The organism is Marinobacter sp. MIT932201 (genome assembly GCF_047123295.1).
Lineage (GTDB): Bacteria > Pseudomonadota > Gammaproteobacteria > Pseudomonadales > Oleiphilaceae > Marinobacter > Marinobacter salsuginis.
Window position 1 is genome coordinate 3,368,830 of record NZ_CP138917.1, and the last position, 22,130, is coordinate 3,390,959.

Genomic DNA, 22,130 nt, shown 5'->3' on the forward strand with positions numbered 1-22,130 from the left:
GCATTATTGTCCTACAATACATCAGTCGTCAACCGATGGACGGGAGTTTTTTGACAAATGTCAGGAACCCTCGGCGGATCAAGGCGTTGTGACTGTCAGACTCAGAGGCTGTGATAAACTCATGCGCACTCATCCCCACGCCGGCCGGCTTAACGCAGCAGCCGACCGGTTTTTAAGACCTGTTCAGAGAGCCTTTATGGATTTTCAGGTGCCCAACACTCTGGCCGAGCAGATTGCCAATTACCTGGCCGAGCGGATCATGACCGGGCAGATTCGCCCCGGTGAGCGGATTCAGGAGGCGACCCTGGCCGGTGAATTGAAGGTCAGCCGTGCCTCGGTGAAGGAAGCCCTGTACACCCTGGAACGCTGGCATCTGGTGGAGATCACGCCCCGCAAGGGTGCTTCGGCAACCCGGCTGGACGCGGCCCATGCGTCCGAGCTTTACGATGTCTACATGCATCTGCTGATGATGATGGCGGTGCGTTTGTGCGAGCGCTGGCAGGAGAACGATAAGTCTCTGGTGCTTGGGGCAGTGAGCAAGGCTGTTGAAAAGATCAACGAGGGCTCTGCCGACATCTCCGGGGTGGTTGAGGCGAGTTTTGATGTGATGGATGCCTGTTGTGAGGTGGTGGGGAATCCTTATCTCACGGAGGCTTTGTCGAATTTCAAGCCGGCGGTCAGTCGGGCCTATTATCTGAGCGCGGATCGGTATCGGCGGGATCTGGCGCAGACCAGTGAGTTTTTTGCCAATCTGCCACAGGCGGTGCTGGCGCGGGATTCTGATAAGGCGCAGTCGTTGATTCGGGAGTTTGCGGAGCACCAGAAGTCTCTCATTCAGCAGGCTCTCGCTTCTTAGTCCAGGTTTTGCCTGCCGGCTTGAGACGCATGCAAAGCGAGCAGGCAGGCCTCCCAAAACACGCTGTGAATACATCCGTGTACGCTTGGCTCCGCCATCCATGGCTCCGCACAGTTTGGGGAGGCCTGCCTGCCCGCTTCGCCCCATCCTCTGTGGTTACATCTACATGTGACAGGGCTCACAGATCTTTGTCCCTCCCCCGCTTATCGTAACAGTCTGCAACAAAGCAACGTTTTTGCTGCATTGGTTGTGCTGTCCCCCTGCGGCCCGGGGAGTGTTTGAACGCTCTCCCCTAAAAAACAATAAACCAGACTTTTGGGGCCACCATGACTCAGTCACTTGCCTGTCGTCGAAACATCACGTCTTCCACGCTCTCGCTCTGGGTGCTTGCGCTCTCCCTTCCATTACCAGCCATGGCGGAGTTCCGGCCGCTGGATGATGGGGCGCTGTCTGGTGTAACCGGTCAGGCGGGTGTGACGATTGAGCTGGAGACCAAGCTCAGCATTGATCGGTTCAGCTGGATTGATGAGGGTTCGTTGAATGTGAACGGGCTGAGATTGTCCGGGCAGAACGATACGGTGCTGGATAACATGAAGCTGACGATCGATATTGCCGGCGATGGGGAGGTGCTGGAGCACGGGTTTTCGGAGATTGCCCGTCGTGCCGATGCGGGGTTGTTGGACCCAACCGATCCGGATGTGGCCGATGCTCTGACGAAGTATTTCGTCGGGGGCTCTTTTGGCAAGCAGTTCGAAAGCGGTGATCTGGTGATGCACCTGGGTGCTACGGATTATGGCGATCCTGGCAGCCTGAATGATTACCTGCAGGCGGTGGATTTTGAGCTGGCAGTGGACAGTGTGACCACTTCGGGTAGCGAGGGTTCAGCCACACTGTTCTCGGACATCCTGCTGCAAGGGCACATCGGGCCGACGGATCTGGTGATTACCAACGACGGAACCGCTACTCGCACTCTGGCGAACGGCAACGAGGTCTCAGGCTCTGAACTGCAGCTGGATACCCATTTCGAGATTACCAACGGTAGCCTCAACTGGGATGCGGCGGATGTGATTCTGCTGTTCAACTTCGCCGCGGTTGGTATTGAGGGTTTGCAGATTCATAACCGGCGGGGCGATGACACGCTGGGGCATTTCGGCATGGCCAGTGCGACTGCCAAGCTGTCACAGGGCACCAGCGCCGCCTCGGGCAAGGAAGGGCTTTCGGTACATGACGTTGAGTTCCGGGCGGATATTGATATGCCGGTTTTCAAGATGGGCGGCACCAGCATTGGTAGCGTTCAGTTCACGGACTTTGCCATCACCAACACCACCATGATGGTGTATGGCCACTAGCCGGACACTGGACACCCACCACACCCTACCCTGTAAACTGCCCGTCTCACTCTGACGGGCAGCCCATGACTCACTCCACGGACATCGACTATTCGAAACGCGCCTCGGGAAAAAGGCTGGCGATGTTCAGCCTCTTGTTTGTGGCGCTCACCGCTGCCGGGCTGTATGCCGTTTACGACCTGTTTGCCGAACGCACCCTTACTTTTGATGCCAGGCTGATCGCTCCGGGAACCCTGTTATCGGTGGCTGGTCTGTTGCTGGTTTATTTCATCTCTGATGGCCTTCGGCTCTACTTTACCCTGCGGGCGCTGGGGCATCGGCTGCCCCTGCCAGCGATGTTCCGGCTGGTCTTTATCAACCTGTTTTTCTCCAACATCACGCCAATGGCCACCGGGGGCGGTTTCGCCCAGATCTGGTTTCTTAGCCGCCATGGTGTTCCGGTTGGCAGGGCGACGGCAGCCACAACGATTCGCACGGTACTGGCGGTATTGTTTATTTTCTCGCTCACGCCGGTATTCCTGCTCACGCTCAAGTCCCTGGACGGCAATTCGATTGTCGGCGATATCGGCACCGCGCTGGCCTTTCTGATCGTTCTGTATCTCGGCTTTTTCCTGGTGCTGTTGTTCCGGACTCGCTGGCTGATTGGCCCATTGACCCGACTGCTGAGGACTGCACGTCGACTGCACCTGATCAGTGAGCGCCGCCACCGTCGATGGCAGTTCAAGGCACGCAGGGAGATGCTGCGGCTGTCACGGAGCTTTGGCGATTATCTGCGCGGCGCTCCGGTGTTCGTCTGGCTGTCCATCCTGTTCACGGCCATCTTCTTACTCAGTCTGTTCAGTTTCCCGGCGCTTCTGATGCACAGTCTGGACTACAGTGTTGATTACGTGATGTCAGTGGGCCTGCTGGTGGTGACGACCTTCGTTATGTATTTTTCACCCACGCCTGGTGCCTCCGGTATTTCGGAGGGTGTTTTCGGGAGCTTTTTCCGGGATATCCTTTCGGGTAACCACTTGATACTGGTCATCGTCTGCTGGCGCCTGCTCACCATCTACCTGGGCATGATCATCGGGCTGGTGGTGCTGCAGAAGGAACTTGTCGCCAATCGCAGGAGAGCCGGATGATTTTCCGCAACCCCCTCAAGCTTCTGTTCTACCTCTGCCTGCTGGTGGTGTTTCTGCTGGTGGGCTACAAGACCTATCTGAACCTGTTCACAGAGGATTTCGAGGGGATCCATACCGAGCAGGTGGAGCGGATCTATCGTGAGCTTGACCCCGGTGAATCATTCAGCTTTGCGGTGGTGGGTAACATCAACAACTCGGTGGGGGTTTTCGAGGACCGCATCATTCCGGAACTGAACCGGTCCGGGCTCGATTTTCTGGTCTCGGCGGGTAATGCAGTCAGCGGCGGTGGCGAAGACAAGTACCGCGCCCTCTACGGCACTCTGGGTCATCTGGAGATTCCCTACCTGCTGACCTTCGGCGCCCACGAGTTTGAGGATTTTGGCAGTTTCCGTTTCTACGATCACTTCGGCCCGCACTTCTTCAGCATAGAGGCAGGTGCCGCCCGGTTGATTTTCCTCGACAGCACCGGGAAAACCCCCTGGCGCTGGCAGATCCGCTGGCTGAAGGATCTGCTGGCCCAGGACAGCTCAAAGGCCCGAATTCTGTTCATCGGGCATCCTCCCCTGCACCCGGACGAGAACGCCCCGTTCGATCAGAAGGATGATTACCTGGCGCCGCCTGAGTTTCGGGACGCACTGCTCCAGACAATCGAAGAGCATGATGTTGACCGGGTGTTTTCCGCCAACCTGTCGCTCTATTCCGAAAAGACGGTAGGAGACACCACGTTTGTTACCACGGGCGGTGCCGGTGGCCTGGTCATGAACAACGACACCAGTTTCTATCACTATGTGCGGGTGAATGTGGGCGCCGATGGCGAGCTAAGCCACAACCTGGAGCGCCTCGAAGTAGGCCAGCACCCGATTCTGAAGCGGCTGGAGAGTCTCTGGTTCTTTATTTATTCCCTGTTCTACACCGGCTACCTCAATTTCATTCTGATTGTCGCCGTGTTTGCGGCCATTGCCATCAAACTCTACGGCGCCATTTTTATCGGCAAGGATTATTACCCGGACTACGATCTGGACCCGGCCCCCTGGCTCGAAAAACCGATGCGGGTGGCGATGTTTACCAACAACTACCTGCCCTTTATTGGCGGCGTGCCGATTTCCATCGAACGCCTGCGTCGGGGTCTGGAGGCCCTTGGTGATAAACTTCTGATAGTGGCGCCCCGTTACAAAGGACAGCCTGAGGCCGAACCCCACGTACTTCGGGTGCCCTCACTTCTGGCCATGGGAGAAAAACGGGAATTCAGGTTGGCCAATATTTTCCTGGGCCGGATCCGCAAGCGAGTGAGGGCTTTCAAGCCGGATATTATCCATCTGCATCATCCGTTCTGGCTGGGGTCGTTGGGTCTGTTTGTGGCGCGTACCCTGAGTATACCTGCCATCTATACCTACCATACCCGGCTGGAGCACTACGCCCACTTTGTGCCACTTCCGGGCATGCTGTTCCGGAACCTGATCTCCCACGCCCTGATCAAGCGGTTTGCCAACAAGTGCGACGGCGTGATCGTGCCCACCTACTCCACCGAGGAATACCTGCGGATGATCGGGGTGAAAACGCCAACGTTCGTGCAGCCCACAGGCATCGAATACCACAAATTCCAGGACGTTCAGCAGGAAGACATCAAGAAGCTCCGTGACAGGCTGGAACTGAAAGACGAAAAAGTGCTCGTCAGCGTTTCCCGGCTCTCCAATGAGAAGAATATCGACTTCATGATCGAGGCCATTGATGCCCTCAGACGGGAAACCGATGTGCCCTTCCGGTTCCTGATGATCGGCGATGGCCACCAGAAAGACCGGCTGCAGAAGAAGATTGAAGACCTCGGGCTCCAACAACACTTCACCCTGGTCGGCGCCGTTCCGCCGGACGAAATGGCCATCTGGTATCGGCTTGGCGATGCCTTCCTGTTTGCCTCGATATCCGAAACCCAGGGCATGGTCATTCTTGAGGCCATGGCCGCCGGCTTGCCGGTAGTCGCAGTTCGATCCAGCGGTATTGAGGACGTGGTTCGGCACGGGTTCAACGGATTCAAAACGCCGGAGAAACAGGACCAGTGGCGGGCGCAGGTGAAAAAACTGCTGGAAGACGACGAACTTCGCCGGAAGCTTTCCTCCCAGGCCCTGGAGTTTGCCGGGGATTATTCGGTAGAGCAGTTTGCCAGTGACGTTCGCACCATCTACGGCACCACCCTGGCCATGTACGACAAAAAGCGAAAAGGATCGGTGCTTCGACCCGAGTAAGTAGGGTTACGGTTTTCCTGGCGGAGCTGATCGGGCTAGACTCAATTCACGTATTACAAAGACAGTTTTCACCCTCGGACCGACCTGATGAATGGAGAGTAACGTGAGCGGTATCCCTGTCGGAATCAGCACCTGCCTGCTGGGAAAGGAAGTTCGCCATGACGGCGGCCATAAACATTCCCGTTACTGCACCCAAGTGCTTTCAAAGCATTTTGATTTCCGCTCCATCTGCCCCGAGCTGGAAGCGGGCCTGGGCGTTCCACGCCCTGCCATCCACCTGCGCGAGTACAGTGAGGGCCTGCGCCTGATCGAAACCAAGGGGGCTGCGGACCATACCGATGCCATGCAGGGCTTTATCGACCAGGTCATGCCCACCCTGGCTGACCTGCGCGGCTACATCCTGATGGCCAAGTCCCCGAGCTGCGGCATGGAGCGGATCAAGGTCCACAATGAGGATGGCAATGTCATCCGCCGCGATGGCCGGGGCATGTTCGCCGAGGCGCTGCTGAAGGCTTATCCGCTGATGCCGGTGGAGGAAGAAGGACGTCTCAATGACGACATGATCCGGGAAAACTTCATTGAGCGTGTATTTGCCTACGACGACTGGATGCAGAACGTGGCCGGCGACAAGCTTTCCGCTCAGGCGCTGATCGAGTTTCATACCCGCCACAAGTTTCAGCTTCTTGCCCACTCGGAGCGAATCTACCGCCAGCTCGGCCCCATGCTGGGAGACCTGAAATCCGAACCTTTGGAAGCTATTGCGGAGCGCTACATCCACCAGTTTATGGAGGCCATGAGCAAGAAGGTGAGCCGAGGTTCACACATGAACGCCATGCAGCACCTGATGGGCTACCTGAGGGATTCCATGGGTGATGAAGACCGCAAGGTACTGATGGAGCAGATGGAGGCTTACCGCCGGGGCGAGGTGCCGTTGGTGGTTCCGATGACCCTTCTGCGCATGGCTCAGCGAAGGGAGCCGGTGGACTACCTGCATGCCCAGCAGTACCTCACACCCTATCCGGATGAGCTGGGCCTCAGAAACAACGTATGAAGCTTGAAGCTGGGGTCAGATGAAAATGAGGTCAGATGAACTTTTCATCTGACCTCATTTTCATCTGACCCCGAGTTCATGCGCTTACTCAGAATCCATACAGCAGTGACAGCGAGGTTTCGGTGTCGGTGTTTTCAGAACCAGCAGGGGGATCCGACAGGTGCTTCACCCGAAACGCCGCCTTCATTGACAGATTCCCGATCACGTTCGCCTGAAGTGACGTTTCCGATTCGGTGACCGTGTTGCTGTCGTCCAGGCCGATTTCCGTGCTGAGCTTCTGGCGGAACAGGGAACTGGCTGACAGGGCGTAATCAAACTTGCCTGCCAGGCGGGCAATCGCTTCGTTTTCGGTATCATCACCCTCGGCGTTGACCATCTCAAGCCTGTTATAGCGATAACCGCCACCGACGGAGAGATCCAGGAAAGAGCGCTGGCCAGAGGTCCAGACCCGGTTACCGTAACCGGTGGTTGCCGTGGATTCGAAATCGTAGCCGGAGAAACGATCGTCCTCGTAGGATCCCCGCAGAAACCAGTAATGGTTTTTATCAAACTTGTAGTTCGTCTCCAGTGCAGCCAGGTACTCCTCGGCGGTGGTTTCGTCGTCGGTCTCGGAATAATTGGTCCGGAATTCACCGGTGTTACGCCAGGTTTCGACTTCATGGACCAGCCCCAGGCGCCCCTTGATATTGGTCTCTTCGGTGTTGCCCGAGGTGATCAAAACACCCAGCTCGGTTTCGCCCTTCCAGTTGTCTTCCTCTTGCGCACTGGCGAAGGGCGCGATAACAACTGCGGTAATAGCTACGGCCTGTCGTAAATCCATGAAGTCTCCTGTCTGAAAAGGGGGTCAGATGAAAGGTTCATCTGACCCCAAGTTCGCCTTCCAGGCTCTTGCGCGCCTGAAGTTCTCTTTCGGCCTTTTTCCAGGCCTTGCGCTCAGCTATGATGCGCGCCGCCTCGCCGCCAACGTGGGCCTCACCCCGCTCCTCCGCCAGACGCATCTGGCGTTCACGCTCGGCAAACCGGGCCTTCTGCTCTTCGGTCAGCGAATCGATGCACTGGTGGCAGCTCACACCCTGCTCATACTCGGGACGCTGCTTGTCTTCCTCGGTGATCGGCCGGCGGCAGGCATGGCACTGGTCGTATTCTCCGCGCTCCAGCCGATGGTTGACCGTAACCCGGTCATCAAATACAAAGCACTCTCCGTGCCACAGGCTCTGCTCCTCCGGCACCTCTTCGAGATATTTCAGAATTCCACCCTTGAGGTGATACACCTCCTCGAAACCCTGCTCCTTCAGATACGCGGTGGATTTCTCGCATCGAATACCGCCGGTGCAGAACATGGCCACCTTCTTGTGTTTTGAAGGATCCAGGTTCTGGTTCACGTATTCCGGGAACTCCCGAAAGGTATCGGTGGCCGGATTGACAGCATTTTTGAAGGTGCCAATTGCCACTTCGTACTGGTTGCGGGTATCCACCAACACAACCTCAGGATCGGAAATCATATCATTCCATTCCTTCGGATCAACATACGTTCCGACAATCCGCTTCGGATCGATACCCTCCACACCCATGGTGACAATCTCTTTCTTGAGCTTCACTTTGGTGCGTTTGAACGGCTGGATGTCCACAAAAGACTCTTTGTAATCAATGCCGTCGAACCGCTCGTCGCTGGCGATCCAGGCTTTCACGGCATCAATGCCCTCTCGGCTGCCGGCAATAGTGCCATTGATGCCTTCGCGCGCCAGCAGCAAAGTGCCATGCACGTCTTTCTCAAGCATCAGGTCCAGCAGGGGCTGGCGGAGGGATTTGTAATCATTCAGAACTGCGAACTTGTACAGTGCGCAGACAACAACGTTGTTGCTCATCATTTTCTCCTGCGGGCCGGATCGTAAATCCGGAGCATGGTTTGGTAACTGTTAGAAAGTCTCGGAGGCCGGAGCCTGAGAGGGCGCAAATTTTAACCAACTCAGGCTCACGATCAAGTGCGGGGTTACCCTTGGAACAAAGCGTCAGTCCGCCTCATTGGCCAGTTCACGCTCAACCACGGCAGAAAGTTGACCCCAGCCGGGACGAGTCAGGCGGATGTTATCCACCAGAACCGTTGGTGTGCTGGTGACTCTTAGTTGCATGGCCACCTGGCGGCTTTGCTCGACAGCTTCACGGTGCAACTCGGTAGTCATGCACCGGCGGAAGCGCCGTTCCTCCAGGCCCAGATCACCGGCGTAGCGAGAAAAGGTGGCAACCGGATCGTTTGAGCCGCTCCATTCGGTCTGGGAATCGTATAGGCGATCGTGCATGGCCCAGTAAGCGTCCTGATCCCCGGCACACCGGGCAGCCTGGGCCGCTGGCATGGCATTTTGATGCTGCTGCAATGGCAGATCAAAGTAGACGAAGCGAACCTGGCCCGCCTCCACATACTCTTCCTTCAACTGCTTGCTGGCAGAGGAAAAGCTGCCACATGCGGGGCACTGGTAGTCGGCAAATTCACGCACCACTACGGGGGCATCCTCGGGGCCAACAGAGACGCCGTACTGGTCCAGTTGGGCCGGGAAATCATCGGCATTGGGGGCGGCGACGGGCAGTTCGTCAGAGGTCGGCTCGGGTGCGGCGGTCAGGAAAAAGACACCGAGGAGCACGGCGGCCAGAACCAGCAGACCAATACCGGCATACAGCGGCTTATTGGATTTTGCTTTTCGGGGAGGCGGTGCGCCGGTTTCCTTGCGACGTTTTGCTTCACCCATGGAAGGACTCCTTATTCTGTTTGTGGTTTCCGGAATTAATTAGCTCGCGACCGTTTTCAGATCGGGCCAGGCACGCTAAGATCCTTTATATCCTACAAAAGTTCCAACAAAAATTAAGGAATCCTCATGCCGTTGCCCGCGTCCCTGAAAGACTCGCTCTCACTGCCACTGGTGGCCGCCCCCATGTTTTTGATCTCTGGCCCGGAACTGGCGCTTGCCTGCTGCAAGGAGGGCATTGTTGGCAGTTTTCCGGCATTGAACCAACGCACCAGCGAAGGCTTTGAAGACTGGCTCATCCAGATGAATGAGGAGTTGGATACTTTTCGAAGCACGAATCCGGATGTAACAACTGCCCCCTATGCCGTAAACCTGATCGTGCACCGGACCAACCCCCGTTGGCAGGCAGACCTTGAGCTGTGCGTAAAACACAAGGTCCCCATCATCATTACCTCTCTGGGCGCCGCCAGCCAGGTGGTGGAGGCGGTCCACAGCTATGGTGGCGTGGTGTTCCACGACGTGACCAACCAGAAGCATGCCCGCAAGGCTGCAGAAGCGGGCGTCGACGGCATCATCGCCGTGGCAGCGGGTGCCGGTGGCCATGCGGGCACCATCAACCCGTTCGTGCTGGTGCATGAAATCCGGGAAGTCTTTGATGGCACGATTCTGCTGGCTGGCGGGCTATCACATGGTGAGGACCTGCTGGCGGCTCAGGCGCTGGGGGCGGACCTGGCCTATCTGGGCACCCGCTTTATCAACACCTTCGAGTCTCAGGCCGACGAGGCCTATCGGAACATGATCATTGAGGCGGTGTCTGGCGACATTATTCACACACCGGCGGTATCCGGTGTGCCCGCCAGCTTCATGCGCCAGAGTCTGGAGGCGGCTGGCTTCCCCATGGACAAGCTGAACCAGGCCGGCGAGATCAACTACGGGGAAAAGCTGAAGCCCATCGATGATGAAGCCAAGGCCTGGAAAACCGTCTGGTCCGCCGGCCAGGGGGTCAGCCAGATCCACGATGTGCTCACCGTCCCGGACCTGGTGAGCCGCCTGGCCGACGAATACAGAAGCGCCCGGGAACGCCTGCTATCTTCAGGCACCTAAACCTGGAACTGCGAGGCTTTGTCCTTCAGCGAGGTCAGTGTCCGGGCAATCTGGCCGCTGGCCTCGTCGGAGCGCTCAATGGCTTCGACCGTCTGGCGGGAAGAGCCGGCAATATCGCTCACGCTCACACTGACTTCACTGGCGTGCCGGCCCTGCTCTTCCGCCACGGATGAAATGGCCATGGCCCGATCCTGAAGGCTGCTGAGCAACTGGTTGATGCGATCAAAATGCTCATCCGCCCGACGGAACTCTGACGAAGACTCCGCAACCTGCCCCGACACCTCGCCAATGGCGCTCACCGCCTGCCGGCTGCCCTGCTGAAGGCGCTCGATGATGGACTGGATCTCGGTTGTGGATTCCTGGGTGCGGCTCGCCAGGGTGCGGACCTCATCGGCCACCACGGCAAAGCCCCGACCGGATTCACCGGCGCGCGCGGCCTCAATAGCGGCGTTCAGAGCCAGCAAGTTGGTTTGCTCCGCGATGGCACCGATCACTGACAGCACCGATCCGATTTCCTTGCTCTGGTGGTCCAGCTGATTGACCGCTTCCACGGCCTGCTCAACGTTACGAACCACCTGATCCAGCCGGTTCCGAACTTCCCGGGAAATGCCCGCGGTGGCCTCACTCTCGGCACTGACGTTGCTGACCGAACCGGCGATATCCTGGATGTTTTCAGCCACCTCGGAAATACTCCGGGACATTGCATCCATGGTGCCGGACACCTCGGCCACCTCCTGCTCCTGACGATTCACGGCGGCCACCGCACTGCGACTGATATCCCCCTGAGCCTGGGCCTGGCCAGCGGCCGATTCGGCCGACTCCTTGACGTCGGAAACCAGCTCCTGGATACGGGCAATGAACCGGTTTACACCCTGGGCCATTTCGGTGAGCTCATCCTTGCCTTTCATGGATACCCGGCGGGTAAGATCTGCCTCACCGTCGGCAATTCCCCAGATCGCCGAGCTTAGACGGAAGACCCGTGGCAGCAATCCGCCACCCAGGACCAATGCAACGAGCAGGATCAGAACCACCACAGAGCCGATTGCGAGCATGCTCAGGTTGGCCGAAAGGCTTGAGGCTTCGGCATTCAGCGCTTCCACAGTGCTCTGGATTCTGGAGCGGGTATCGGAGTCCATGCCCGCCAGCTGCTGCTGAAGGCGCTGGTTCACCTGCTCGGTTTCCGCCTCCAGGGTGTCGCGAAGAGCGTCTATGCTACCGGTAATCGTGGCACTGAATTCTTCTTCCAGGGCGGCCAGATCCCGGTTAATGCCTTCCAGGGACAAACCCAGCTTAAGCTGACCAATGGCCGACCCCTGGGGAGCAATATCAGCGGTAATGATGACGACGTTGGGGTCACGGCTTGCCGCATCGAGGACCCGATTTGCCGCACCACGACCTTCCCCCTGCTCCATTAAGGTGCGTACCCGATCATCGGTGCGATCCACATAGCGGGTCAGTCGCTCACCGTACTGGTCGTAGTAAACCGCGAAAAGAACCGACTCTCGGGCGTCGGCCAGTTCCACCAGATCAGTCAGGCGGGGGACATCCCGATCCCAGATCAGCGGAGCGGCGACCGCAGCCAGCACATCGGCCAGGCCCTGGGCTTCGGCCATAACAGCGGTTCGAACGTTACCGGCAACGCGTTCCTGCTGGGCGGTTTGCTGGCGGGTGAGCTCGGCGGAGAGTTCTTCGGTGGTCTTCTGCCGCATGGTCTCCAGGCGGGTCCGGACATCCTCGCGGGTATCCCCAAACGAGGCGCTGACCTGCTGACTGCTCGCCTCAAGGGCGGACCCTGCGGTGTTTACCAGGCGTTCCACCTGGCTGGAAATCAGCCACTGGCTGACCAGGACCTGAACCAGACCGGCAACGACCAGAACTATGAATACCGGCCGCAGAAGGCGGCTTGAGATCAGCCGCCTGATAAAACTGAGTGACATACGGACTCCGCTAGCATGTTTGCTTCATGCATCCTGCACAGTCGGCAACAGCGTCCCTGCTTGGCTTGTCCGTATGTATAGCAAAACCCGGGCCTGAATAGCGCGCTTTTATGTACGGGTTTTGTAGTTAATCGTCATCGTTCTCTTCCAGATCAATTTCGTCGGCGATGAGGTCGTTCCCGTTCTTCGAATACTCAACTTCGAGAATCAAAATCTCCCCATCATCGAAACGATCAATGATCTCACTCTGAGGATTACTGTCGTAAGCGCCTGGTCCGGCATCGATCAATACGCCGAGAACAGTGATGGTGCTTGGGGTGATGTTCGTGAGCTTCCCTTCAAGCTCGAAAAGGTTTCGATCATCAAAGTCTGCAACTTCGTTGTCGACTTCTACTTTCAACGCTTCAATGAAGACGTCTACACCCTGCTCTTTCTCAATGCCCTCAACCTCAACGGTTGTGGTGCCAATTGGAAGAGCCTGGAGTGAGGTACCGGAGCCATCCTCAACGGTGAAGACTGTCGTCGAGGAAACCCGAACTTCAACACCACCGATAAAGAAAACATTGTCAGCTGGAGTAGAAACCACTCCCTTCACCTTCGCATTACCGTCCCGAAGTTCAATTTCCTCAGCCTCAACAACCGTATCCGAGAGGAATTGCCCCTCCACCTGAATCAGGAGTCCTTCGGTAAGTTCGTCGAGAGTAATGCTGTCATCCAGTTCGGTCGCATCTGTTACCCGAACGGTCAGGCCTCCCATCGTAAACTCACCCGGCCGAGGGCCAGCTCCGGAAGGTGTGTAGGAAGCATCAATGACTGCCGTGAATTCGATATCGTCGGCACTGTTGCGACTGAAGCGTCGGGCGTCGTCCCGGTCAATCGTAGTTGCAAACAGCGTGGTCCCGTTGAGCTCTCCCTCAACTTCCAAAACAGCACCATTGACCAGATCCGCCTCCGTCAGTCCTGACCCGAAACTGGCGCTGATTTCATCGTATTGAACGGTGATCGTGCCAATAGTGAATTGATTCTGGGATACATCCACCGCTGACAATGTGCCTTCCAGCTCAATATCTGTCAGATCCGGATTAATGACCTCGATGTAGCCAGCCCGATAGGAGCCATCGGCCTGACGCCAGGCGCTGACTTGGACATGACCGGTGATTTGGGATCCGCCAAGCAGGGCGGCGTAGGTTGTACCGCGCACCACCGTCTGCCGATCTACCCGCACTGACTGCCCCATGACCGACAAGGTGACGAACTCACCGGCGCCTGTTGGATCTGCAGTCACCTGGCCGACAGGACCCCGCAACGTGTCGTCGTAACTGAGCGTCTCGGCCGTCCCAGTGCCATCATCGCGCCACTCGCCTTCAACCCTGAGAATCATTCCCTCGCTCAGCAAGCTCTCAGCGGTGATGCCATCGTCGCTTTCGACTTCCCGGTTCGGAATGTCATCGGTGCTGAACTCGACGCCATTAACGAACACACTCCCGAACCCGGAAACCGGCCCAACACTGGACCCGGTGCCCCTTATACCGCCATCGGCAACATCAAGGCCTCCCCCGCCCGCGCCACCACAGGCGGAAATCACCCCGAAGGCCACTGTGCCGGCGGCCAGCTTGAAAACACGATTGCGGAGTTGCCGTTTCATAACTTTTCTCTCCCTGTCCGGCGTTCCCGGCCGGCCTTGATTTCAAAGCATCATCAGAACACCTGCTGGAGATGCCACTAGTCTCCTTTCGGCAATTTCCCGGCGGGCTCTTCAAAGAAGAAGATGCTCACGCCGGTGCGGACCGCCCCCCCGGAGTCACAGCCAGACTTCTGCCCTGATATATCCCGATCATGGGGACCAAGCCAGTTGTCCAGCTGCTCCAGCAATGCCTGGGACTGGGCAGCTGCGTGCTTCCGCCAGCGCTCCATCACTTCCGGAGGTATGTTGTTGTAGGTCAGTGTCCTCTGGAACAGTGGTGGCTGACCGGGCTCGCCACTGACCAGGTTGTGATCGATGGTCGCTATGAGATCGGATACGTCTTCGCCGAAAATCTGCAGCATTTCCTCGCTGTCTCCAGCCGGTACATAGGCCCTTTGCTGCAGAATCAGCCGGCCCGATTCGCCGTCTATCGACACCACACCGACCCGAAGAAGTTCATCCAACACTGCGCGGGGCGGCATATCACCGCTGTAGCGTTTGACCAGTTCACTGAAACTCCCCGCCCCGTCGAAAGGCAGGATGGCTGGCTCTCCGTCTTCGGCCTGAAAGACCGCATCATGGACCCAACCTGATACCACCCGGGACGCCCGGTTGGTATGCAGCACATCGCGGCTCCCGGAATCCTCCCCTGCCAGGATCTCCCGCTGGCGCTTTACTTCCTTACGGGTCAGCCCGGTCATAACCGCAGCCCGCGAATCCGTGGGCTTTCGGCGGCCGTCGGCAAAGTCCTCCAGGGCGGCTTCCACGTAGGCACGTTTCACCAGCTCCGAGAACTCACCGAAGGGGATGCCGTTCCGCAAGAGCAACCTCGCCAGAGGGCGCAGAATGCGGAACAGCGCTTGATGCAGGGGGTTGGTCTTTTTCATGTTTGGGATTGTATTCCCATAGCGACTTCGAAAGCCAGGAGTCGGGCCGACAACTGTCTGGCCCGCACCCTCGGCTCACTGGTCAATCATCATCACTGTCGTTGTCACTATCGTCCTCGACTTCGACATTGTCGGTCAGTTCATACTGACCACCGCTGGTCTGGCGGTACTCGATTTCCACTTCATCACCAACCTGGGCGCCTGAAAAGCTGTAGCCATTGCGGAGCACCTCAAGATTCATGATGGTGATCGACTCGGCGCCGATCGCAGTCACCCGTGCTTCGAGTTCAAAATCGTCATCATCGTCGTCATCCTCACGCTCGATGCTGAGGGCTTCGAGGAATCCGCCCTCACTGCTGCGCTGGCGGCCTTCAATTTCGAGATAGTCACCCACCTGCAGGCTCTGGACGTCCTGAACTCGACTGCGACGGTCATCGTCATCATCATCGTCGTCATCGATCAGGGTATTGCTGGTGAGCTGAACCCGAACGCCACTGACGAGCATGGATTCATTGCCCAGATCAATGGACTCAATGCGGCCATCCAGCTCTGTGTCAGACTCACGGCCTTCGATTTCTTCGGCCACCAGGACACCCTCGCGGAAATCCCCTTCCACTTTCACGAACAGGCCATCGGCCAGACTGCTCTCTCGGAGATCGTCGAACTCGGTGCCGCCGTTAATCTGAACTCGTACCCCATTTATCGAGAACTGACGGCTGGCAGAGTCATAGTCGTAAATGCTTCCGGAGATTTCGACATCATCGTCATCGTCGAATAGGTCGTCCTCGTCGGCGATTTCCTCGGCCATGATGGTATTGCCGTCAAGGTAGCCTTCGACTTCCACCACGATTCCATCTGCCAGATCATCCAGGGAGAAGTCGTCATCGCCGACAGCGCTGGTGTAATCGATCAGGAAACCATTGATGGTGAAAGTTTCTGCGCTTGTATCCAGGTTCGCGACAACGCCTTCTATTTCCACTTCGTTGTCGTCATCGAAATCAAGGCCGATGGCACGAGCGCCAACAAAGCTGGCCCGGAAGCCGCCATCCTCCAGGCGCCATGCGCTGACCCTTACCCGATATCCCTGGGGATTGCCGGCGAGAGCCGTCGGGGTGGCGCCACGAAAGACCGTTTTGCCGTCCAATGAGATAGTCTGGCCCAGCATCGTCAGGCTTCCGGTGCGGGTGACATCGTCCCAGCTCATTCCGGAAATCGGGCCGCGCAGGGTATCGTCATAACTGACCCTGTCGGCCCGGCCCTGGCCACGGTCATCCCAGTCGCCCTCAACTTTAAGGATCATGCCCTTTTCGAGCTGGTCCTCGCGCTCGAGACCGTCGTCGCTGCTAACGCTGCCATTGGTTTCAAAGCGAGTACCGTTAACGTAAACACTGCCGAAGCCGGAAACCGCCCCGACACTGGTGCCCGATGAGGTGCCACTGGTAGAGGTGTCTCCGGAGCCACCGCCGCCACAAGCGGCGAGGGCACCGGCCAGAGCCCCTGTCATGGCCAACTTCACTGCGACTGCTAAAGGTTTGCGATTCATCGTTCTTCTCCAGGCTTGTTATTGCATCCGCGGGCAGTCACCGAGAACCACCCGAATTATTATTGGGATTATTTTCCCAAAACATTAATTGGGAATTTATTCCCATTTTTTTGGGCTGTCCAGTTTTTGATCATGAAAATTTTGTGAACTTTATAGGGCAGAGAGCGTAAAGCTCTGAACAGTCAGCCAAAACAGGGTCATCACCATGCTGGGATTTATGAAAGGCGATCCGAAGAAAAAACTGCAGAAGGAATACGAGGCCAAACTCGCCAAAGCACTGGATGCCCAGCGCAACGGCGATTTGAGAACTCACGGTACGCTTATGGAAGAGGCGGAAAAAATCTACGCCGAGATTCAGGCGCTGGAAGAAAAGAAATGAGCGGGGGAGCGTTTACTCCCCCATCAATTGCCGGATGCGATGATTGAGACGGCCCACTTCCCGACGCATCTCCTCCACCTCGTCGAGCAACTCCAGTGACATGGCCAGACCGGGCAGATTCATTTTCAGGTCCCGCTGCAGCCTCTGAGCCTTACGCAACCGGCTCAGGGCGACGACATCGAACTCCCATTGCCGTGCTTCCGGTGACTCCTCAACCGGGGCAATGATACCGTAGTCCACCAGCTTGATGACAAACTCTGCATGGCACTCGCCGCGCTCGCAGATTTCACGCAGGGTGAAGGTGCTGCCATCCTGATCGAGCACCTCGACCGTCAGAATATGATCTTGCTTGCTCATACCTTACTCCCGCTCACACGTGAAGCTTGCTGCGTGGATTGAAGTTCTTCTCGGCCTCCGCAAGTTGCTCGTAGAGCTTCTCAGCTTCGGCGCTGTGTTTCTCGGGCATGGCGATCTGCAGGATAACAATCTGATCGCCCGGATGTTTGCCCGGAAAGCCCTTGCCTTTGAGCCGAAGCTTCCGGCCACTGGTGGACCCCTTGGGCACTTTCACGTTCACCTTCGAGCCAACAGTCGGCACCGTCACCGTTGCCCCCAGAGCCGCTTCCCACGGCGCTATCGGCACAGTCACCATGACATCCCGGCCCTCCACGGAAAAATGGGGATGCGGCGCAAACTCAACCTCGATGAACAGATCACCTGGCTCCCCGCCGCCAATACCCGGCGAGCCCTGGCCCTTGAGGCGGATGTTCTGGCCCTCGCGCATACCGGCGGGAATCTTCACTTTCAGGGTCTTTTGCCGGGGAATCACCCGGCCATGCTCATCAGGCTCCTGGACCGCGAAAGACACCTGTTTTTCACAGCCGTGAAACGCCTCTTCCAGGAACAGGGCAATCCTGGCGTGCACGTCCTCACCACGCATTCTCATGTTCTGGCGGAAACCGCCACCACCGAAGCCACCGGAAAAGCCGCCGCGACGGCCACCACCGAAGATCTCCTCGAAGAAGTCGCTAAACTGGCGGGCATCGGCCTCGGTGTATCCACCGCCACCGAAGCCGGATGCACTCTGCCAGCCCGGTGGTGGCTCGAAGGAGCCATCCGCCCGGGCGCCGTATTTGCGCAGCTGGTCGTATTCCGCCCGTTTCTCAGGATCTTTCAGTACTTCGTAGGCTTCACCAACATCCTTGAACTTGGTGTCCGCATCTTCCTCCTTGCTGACATCCGGATGGTATTTCCGCGCCAGCTTCCGGTAGGCCTTTTTAATCTCCTCGGCGGAGGCAGACTCACTCACACCGAGTACGGCGTAATAGTCTTTGAAGTCCATGGCACTCCTCGTTACTGATCATCATGGTGATCAACAATTGATCTTTGTTACCTATAGTTGACGCTGGCAGCGAAATTACAAGCACCCGGTGCTGCGCAGTTGCGGTAGATCAAACACGTGAGAGCTTGTGACCCACCCCACTGTGATAACTCGTATGGCATCTCGTTCCGGTAGAGGTGAGAATTACCGGTTTTACTCTTTAAACCAGCGCCAGGGAGAGCTTTTTGAGCAGCGAACCAGCCACAAGACTCCGGATTTTCCTGATTGAATTCGCATTGGCGCTTGGTGGATTTGCCATCGGTACCGGTGAATTCGCCATCATGGGTCTGATGCCCAATGTGTCGCAGGATCTCGGCGTCACGGAACCACAGGTAGGACATCTGATCAGCGCCTATGCGTTGGGGGTTGTCGTGGGCGCGCCGCTGCTGGCCGTGATCGGAGCCCGCTTTTTCCGGCGCCAGCTGCTGATCTGGCTGATGGCCTTTTATGCGGCAGGGAATCTGGCAAGTGCTCTGGCGGCGGACTACACGGGGGTCATGATTGCCCGATTTGTAGCCGGCCTCCCTCACGGGGCGTATTTCGGCGTTGCCTGCCTTGTAGCAGCGTCCCTGGTGCCAGTCCATCAACGGGCAAAAGCGGTCAGCCGCGTCATGATGGGGCTGACCCTGGCGCTGCTGCTGGGCAACCCCATGGCGGCCTGGATGGGGCAGTCTCTGGACTGGCGTTACGTGTACATGTTCGTGGGGCTCATTTCCGTACTCACGCTGACCATGGTGATTTCGGTGTTGCCAACTGATCCGCAGGAACAACGGAAGGGAGCATTCAGCGAGATTCGCGCGTTTAACCGGGCCGGCATCTGGTTCGCCCTGGCCATCGGCGCCATCGGTTTCTCGGGTATGTTTGCCGTGTTCAGCTACCTGGCGCCGACACTGCTGGAAGTCACACAGGTTGAAGAGTACTGGATTCCCCTGGCACTGGCCGTGTTCGGGCTCGGCGGCTTCACCGGCAACCTGCTGGGCGGCTGGTTGTTCGATCGCCTGGGGTTCCGGGCGGTCGGCGTCATCCTGTTGTTGAGCGCCTGCATCCTGGTGGTATTCCCCTCCACCACCGGCACACTTCCGATACTGCTGGTTGCCTGTTTCCTGATCGCCATGATGGGCGCCCTGGGCCCGGCGCTGCAGACCCATCTGATGGATGTGGCGCACGGCGCCCAGAACCTGGCAGCCGCCTCTCACCATGCTGCCTTCAATGTTGCCAACGCCCTTGGGCCCTGGCTGGCGGGCATGGCTATCACCGCTGGTTTCGGCTGGTCTTCGACAGGCTATGTCGGGGCCACGACGGCAACCATCGGTCTGCTTATTTTCCTGGCGGCCTGGCGCCACAAACAAAAAGGCCCCCGCAATGCGGAGGCCGATTCGGTTCCGGTCTCTTAGGCTTACTTTACCTTGGGGTCCAGCTCGCCAGAGGCGTAACGCTCGAACATACGCTCGAGGTTAACCGGCTTGATCTTGCTGGCGTTGCCGGCACAACCGAAGGCTTCGTAGCGTGCGATGCACACTTCGGTCATGGCCTTCATGGTTTCCTTGAGGAATTTGCGAGGGTCGAACTCGGCCGGGTTCTCAGCCAGGAAGCGACGGACGGCACCGGTGCTGGCCAGACGCAGGTCGGTGTCGATGTTGACCTTGCGCACGCCGTGCTTGATGCCCTCTACGATTTCCTCAACCGGCACGCCGTAGGTTTCCGGAATCTCGCCACCGTATTCGTTGATGATCTTCAGCCACTCCTGGGGTACGGAGCTGGAGCCGTGCATAACCAGGTGGGTGTCTGGAATGCGGGCGTGGATGGCTTTGATCTGGTCGATGGCCAGGATGTCACCTGTGGGCGGACGGGTGAACTTGTAAGCGCCGTGGCTGGTGCCGATGGCGATGGCCAGGGCGTCCACGTGGGTTTTCTTGACGAAGTCCGCCGCCTCTTCCGGGTCGGTCAGCATCTGGCTGTGGTCCAGGGTGCCTTCGGCACCGATGCCGTCCTCTTCACCGGCCTGGCCGGTTTCCAGTGAACCCAGGCAACCCAGCTCGCCTTCTACGGAGACACCACAGGCGTGGGCCATTTCAACGGTGCGACGGGTAACGTCTACGTTGTACTCGTAGTCCGTGGGGGTTTTACCATCTTCACCAAGGGACCCGTCCATCATAACGGAGCTGAAGCCCAGCTGGATGGAGCGCTGGCACACGGAGGGGCTGGTGCCATGGTCCTGGTGCATGACCACCGGGATATGCGGGAATTCTTCGATGGCCGCCAGGATCAGGTGGCGCAGGAAGGGGGCGCCAGCGTACTTACGAGCACCGGCGGAGGCTTGGACAATCACCGGGGAATCGGTTTTGTCGGCGGCTTCCATGATGGCGCGCATCTGTTCCAGGTTGTTGACGTTAAAGGCTGGCACACCGTAACCATGCTCGGCGGCGTGATCCAGCATTTGCCGCATCGAAATCAGGGCCATGGGTCGTCTCCTTCATTTGGACTTTGGATGTTTGAATTCTGTTCGTTTCTTGCTTGGGAGTCTGCTGCGGCAGGTGGAGGATCGCTTCCCGGGACACGCTGTGAATACATCCATGTACGCTTGACTGCAGCATCCATGCTGCAGACAGTCCCGGGAAGCGATCCTCCACCTGCCTTGCGATTCTGGTCTTGTTGTAGGGCCCGATCAGAACCGCTTCTGTTTGTTTACTCGCCGCGTTCTTCCAATACCGCTACTGCCGGGAGTGTCTTGCCTTCTACGAATTCCAGGAAAGCGCCACCACCGGTGGAGATATACGAGATTTTGTCAGCAACGCCGTACTTGTCAACGGCGGCGACGGTGTCACCACCGCCGGCGAGGGAGAAGGCGTCACTTTCGGCGATGGCTTCGGCCAGGGCTTTGGTGCCGTTGCCGAACTGGTCGAATTCGAAGACGCCAACCGGGCCATTCCACAGGATGGTTTTGGCGTTTTTCAGCAACTGGGCGAATTCGCCAGCGGTTTCCGGGCCGACGTCGAGGATCATGTCGTCGTCGGTGACGTCGGAGATGTTCTTGACGGTGGCGGTGGCGGTCTCGGCGAATTCGCTGGCAACAACCACGTCGACCGGCAGCGGGATTTCAACGCGGCTGGCGATGTCTTTGGCGGTGTCGATCAGATCGTGCTCACACAGGGATTTACCGACCGGGTGACCGGCCGCGGCCAGGAAGGTGTTGGCGATGCCGCCGCCCACGATGATGGAGTCGCAGACTTTCTCAAGGGCGTTGAGCACGTCCAGTTTGGTAGAGACCTTGGAGCCGCCCACAATGGCAACCACCGGTTTGGCCGGGTTATCCAGGGCTTTGCCCAGGGCTTCCAGTTCCGCCGCCAGCAGGGGGCCGGCGCAGGCTTCGGGGGCGAATTTGGCAACGCCGTGGGTGGAGGCCTGGGCGCGGTGGGCGGTGCCGAAGGCGTCCATCACGTAGACGTCGCACAGGGCCGCGTATTTCTTGGCGAGGTCTTCGTTGTCTTTCTTTTCGCCCTTGTTGAAGCGGACGTTTTCGAACAGGACGACTTCGCCATCGGCCACTTCAACGCCGTCCAGATAGTCCTTGATCAGGCGAACTTCCTGGCCCAGCACCTTGGTCAGGTGGTCGGCGACAGGCTTCATGGAGGAAGCTTCGTCGTACACGCCTTCTTCCGGACGGCCCAGGTGGGACATCAGCATGACTTTGGCGCCGGCGTCTTTGGCGGCCTTGATGGTGGGCAGTGACGCGCGGATGCGGGCGTCGCTGGAGACTTTGCCGTCCTTGACCGGCACGTTCAGGTCTTCGCGGATCAGCACTCGCTTGCCGGCGAGGTTGAGGTCGGTCATTCTTTTGATGGCCATAACGTTCGTCC

General features: G+C 58.0%; 19 protein-coding genes. 8 read left to right on the forward strand and 11 right to left on the reverse strand.

Features of this window, described 5'->3' with window-relative positions; all coding sequences use genetic code 11:
• Window positions 1-196: 196 nt before the first annotated feature.
• From SIC15_RS15575 to SIC15_RS15595, 5 genes are all read left to right on the forward strand, one after another.
• Window positions 197-856 carry a GntR family transcriptional regulator gene (locus tag SIC15_RS15575; protein ID WP_412536400.1) on the forward strand — a complete coding sequence of 220 codons (660 nt, stop codon included), beginning with the start codon at window positions 197-199 and terminating at the stop codon, window positions 854-856.
• Between the two features lie 326 nt (window positions 857-1,182).
• The gene (locus SIC15_RS15580) at window positions 1,183-2,205 is read left to right on the forward strand and encodes a DUF6160 family protein (RefSeq protein WP_412536401.1); all 1,023 of its coding nucleotides are present in this window, start codon (window positions 1,183-1,185) and stop codon (window positions 2,203-2,205) included.
• 65 nt (window positions 2,206-2,270) lie between these two features.
• Window positions 2,271-3,329, forward strand: coding sequence for a lysylphosphatidylglycerol synthase transmembrane domain-containing protein (locus SIC15_RS15585; RefSeq protein WP_412536402.1), 1,059 nt, complete (start codon window positions 2,271-2,273; stop codon window positions 3,327-3,329).
• Window positions 3,326-5,569, forward strand: coding sequence for a glycosyltransferase (locus SIC15_RS15590; RefSeq protein WP_412536403.1), 2,244 nt, complete (start codon window positions 3,326-3,328; stop codon window positions 5,567-5,569). Before SIC15_RS15585 ends, SIC15_RS15590 begins: the two co-directional genes overlap by 4 nt.
• Window positions 5,570-5,672: 103 nt before the next feature.
• Complete coding sequence (locus tag SIC15_RS15595) at window positions 5,673-6,620, forward strand: YbgA family protein (RefSeq protein ID WP_069184413.1); 948 nt, start codon at window positions 5,673-5,675, stop codon at window positions 6,618-6,620.
• A gap of 88 nt (window positions 6,621-6,708) precedes the next feature.
• Here the strand turns inward: SIC15_RS15595 and SIC15_RS15600 are convergent, their stop codons facing one another.
• The 3 genes from SIC15_RS15600 to SIC15_RS15610 form a co-directional block, all read right to left on the reverse strand.
• Window positions 6,709-7,440, reverse strand: coding sequence for a YdiY family protein (locus tag SIC15_RS15600; RefSeq protein WP_412536404.1), 732 nt, complete (start codon window positions 7,438-7,440; stop codon window positions 6,709-6,711).
• 37 nt (window positions 7,441-7,477) lie between these two features.
• Entirely contained in the window at window positions 7,478-8,485 is a 1,008-nt protein-coding gene (locus SIC15_RS15605) for a rhodanese-related sulfurtransferase (protein ID WP_412536405.1), read from the reverse strand.
• Window positions 8,486-8,629: 144 nt separating this feature from the next.
• Window positions 8,630-9,361 carry a DsbA family protein gene (locus tag SIC15_RS15610; RefSeq protein ID WP_412536406.1) on the reverse strand — a complete coding sequence of 244 codons (732 nt, stop codon included), beginning with the start codon at window positions 9,359-9,361 and terminating at the stop codon, window positions 8,630-8,632.
• A gap of 126 nt (window positions 9,362-9,487) precedes the next feature.
• Between SIC15_RS15610 and SIC15_RS15615 the strand changes: the two genes are divergently transcribed.
• Entirely contained in the window at window positions 9,488-10,462 is a 975-nt protein-coding gene (locus tag SIC15_RS15615) for an NAD(P)H-dependent flavin oxidoreductase (protein ID WP_412536407.1), read from the forward strand.
• Here SIC15_RS15615 and SIC15_RS15620 read toward each other — a convergent pair.
• The 4 genes from SIC15_RS15620 to SIC15_RS15635 form a co-directional block, all read right to left on the reverse strand.
• Window positions 10,459-12,399: a methyl-accepting chemotaxis protein gene (locus SIC15_RS15620; RefSeq protein WP_412536408.1), complete on the reverse strand. Its 1,941-nt coding sequence runs from the start codon at window positions 12,397-12,399 to the stop codon at window positions 10,459-10,461. The genes SIC15_RS15615 and SIC15_RS15620 overlap by 4 nt on opposite strands.
• Window positions 12,400-12,526: 127 nt before the next feature.
• A complete protein-coding gene (locus SIC15_RS15625; protein WP_412536409.1) occupies window positions 12,527-14,044 on the reverse strand; it encodes a DUF5666 domain-containing protein in 1,518 nt (505 codons plus the stop codon).
• Window positions 14,045-14,121: 77 nt separating this feature from the next.
• On the reverse strand, window positions 14,122-14,970 hold the full coding sequence (locus tag SIC15_RS15630) for a DUF6502 family protein (protein ID WP_412536410.1): 849 nt from the start codon (window positions 14,968-14,970) through the stop codon (window positions 14,122-14,124).
• Window positions 14,971-15,052: 82 nt separating this feature from the next.
• A complete protein-coding gene (locus SIC15_RS15635) occupies window positions 15,053-16,513 on the reverse strand; it encodes a DUF5666 domain-containing protein (protein ID WP_412536411.1) in 1,461 nt (486 codons plus the stop codon).
• Window positions 16,514-16,718: 205 nt separating this feature from the next.
• On the opposite strand from SIC15_RS15635, the gene SIC15_RS15640 reads away from it, so the two are divergent.
• Window positions 16,719-16,892 carry a DUF6435 family protein gene (locus SIC15_RS15640; RefSeq protein ID WP_412536412.1) on the forward strand — a complete coding sequence of 58 codons (174 nt, stop codon included), beginning with the start codon at window positions 16,719-16,721 and terminating at the stop codon, window positions 16,890-16,892.
• Window positions 16,893-16,904: 12 nt separating this feature from the next.
• On the opposite strand, the gene SIC15_RS15645 is transcribed toward SIC15_RS15640, so the two are convergent.
• Window positions 16,905-17,249 carry a chaperone modulator CbpM gene (locus tag SIC15_RS15645; RefSeq protein ID WP_222465263.1) on the reverse strand — a complete coding sequence of 115 codons (345 nt, stop codon included), beginning with the start codon at window positions 17,247-17,249 and terminating at the stop codon, window positions 16,905-16,907.
• Window positions 17,250-17,262: 13 nt separating this feature from the next.
• On the reverse strand, window positions 17,263-18,234 hold the full coding sequence (locus SIC15_RS15650) for a DnaJ C-terminal domain-containing protein (RefSeq protein WP_412536413.1): 972 nt from the start codon (window positions 18,232-18,234) through the stop codon (window positions 17,263-17,265).
• Between the two features lie 224 nt (window positions 18,235-18,458).
• Here SIC15_RS15650 and SIC15_RS15655 point away from each other — a divergent pair, with 224 nt between their 5' ends.
• On the forward strand, window positions 18,459-19,667 hold the full coding sequence (locus SIC15_RS15655; RefSeq protein ID WP_228715154.1) for an MFS transporter: 1,209 nt from the start codon (window positions 18,459-18,461) through the stop codon (window positions 19,665-19,667).
• Between the two features lie 2 nt (window positions 19,668-19,669).
• On the opposite strand, the gene fba is transcribed toward SIC15_RS15655, so the two are convergent.
• Window positions 19,670-20,734, reverse strand: coding sequence for a class II fructose-bisphosphate aldolase (gene fba / locus SIC15_RS15660; protein ID WP_048496096.1), 1,065 nt, complete (start codon window positions 20,732-20,734; stop codon window positions 19,670-19,672).
• Between the two features lie 224 nt (window positions 20,735-20,958).
• Window positions 20,959-22,119 (reverse strand): phosphoglycerate kinase, encoded by a 1,161-nt coding sequence (locus SIC15_RS15665; protein WP_222465265.1) that lies wholly within the window; start codon window positions 22,117-22,119, stop codon window positions 20,959-20,961.
• Between the last annotated feature and the right edge of the window lie 11 nt (window positions 22,120-22,130).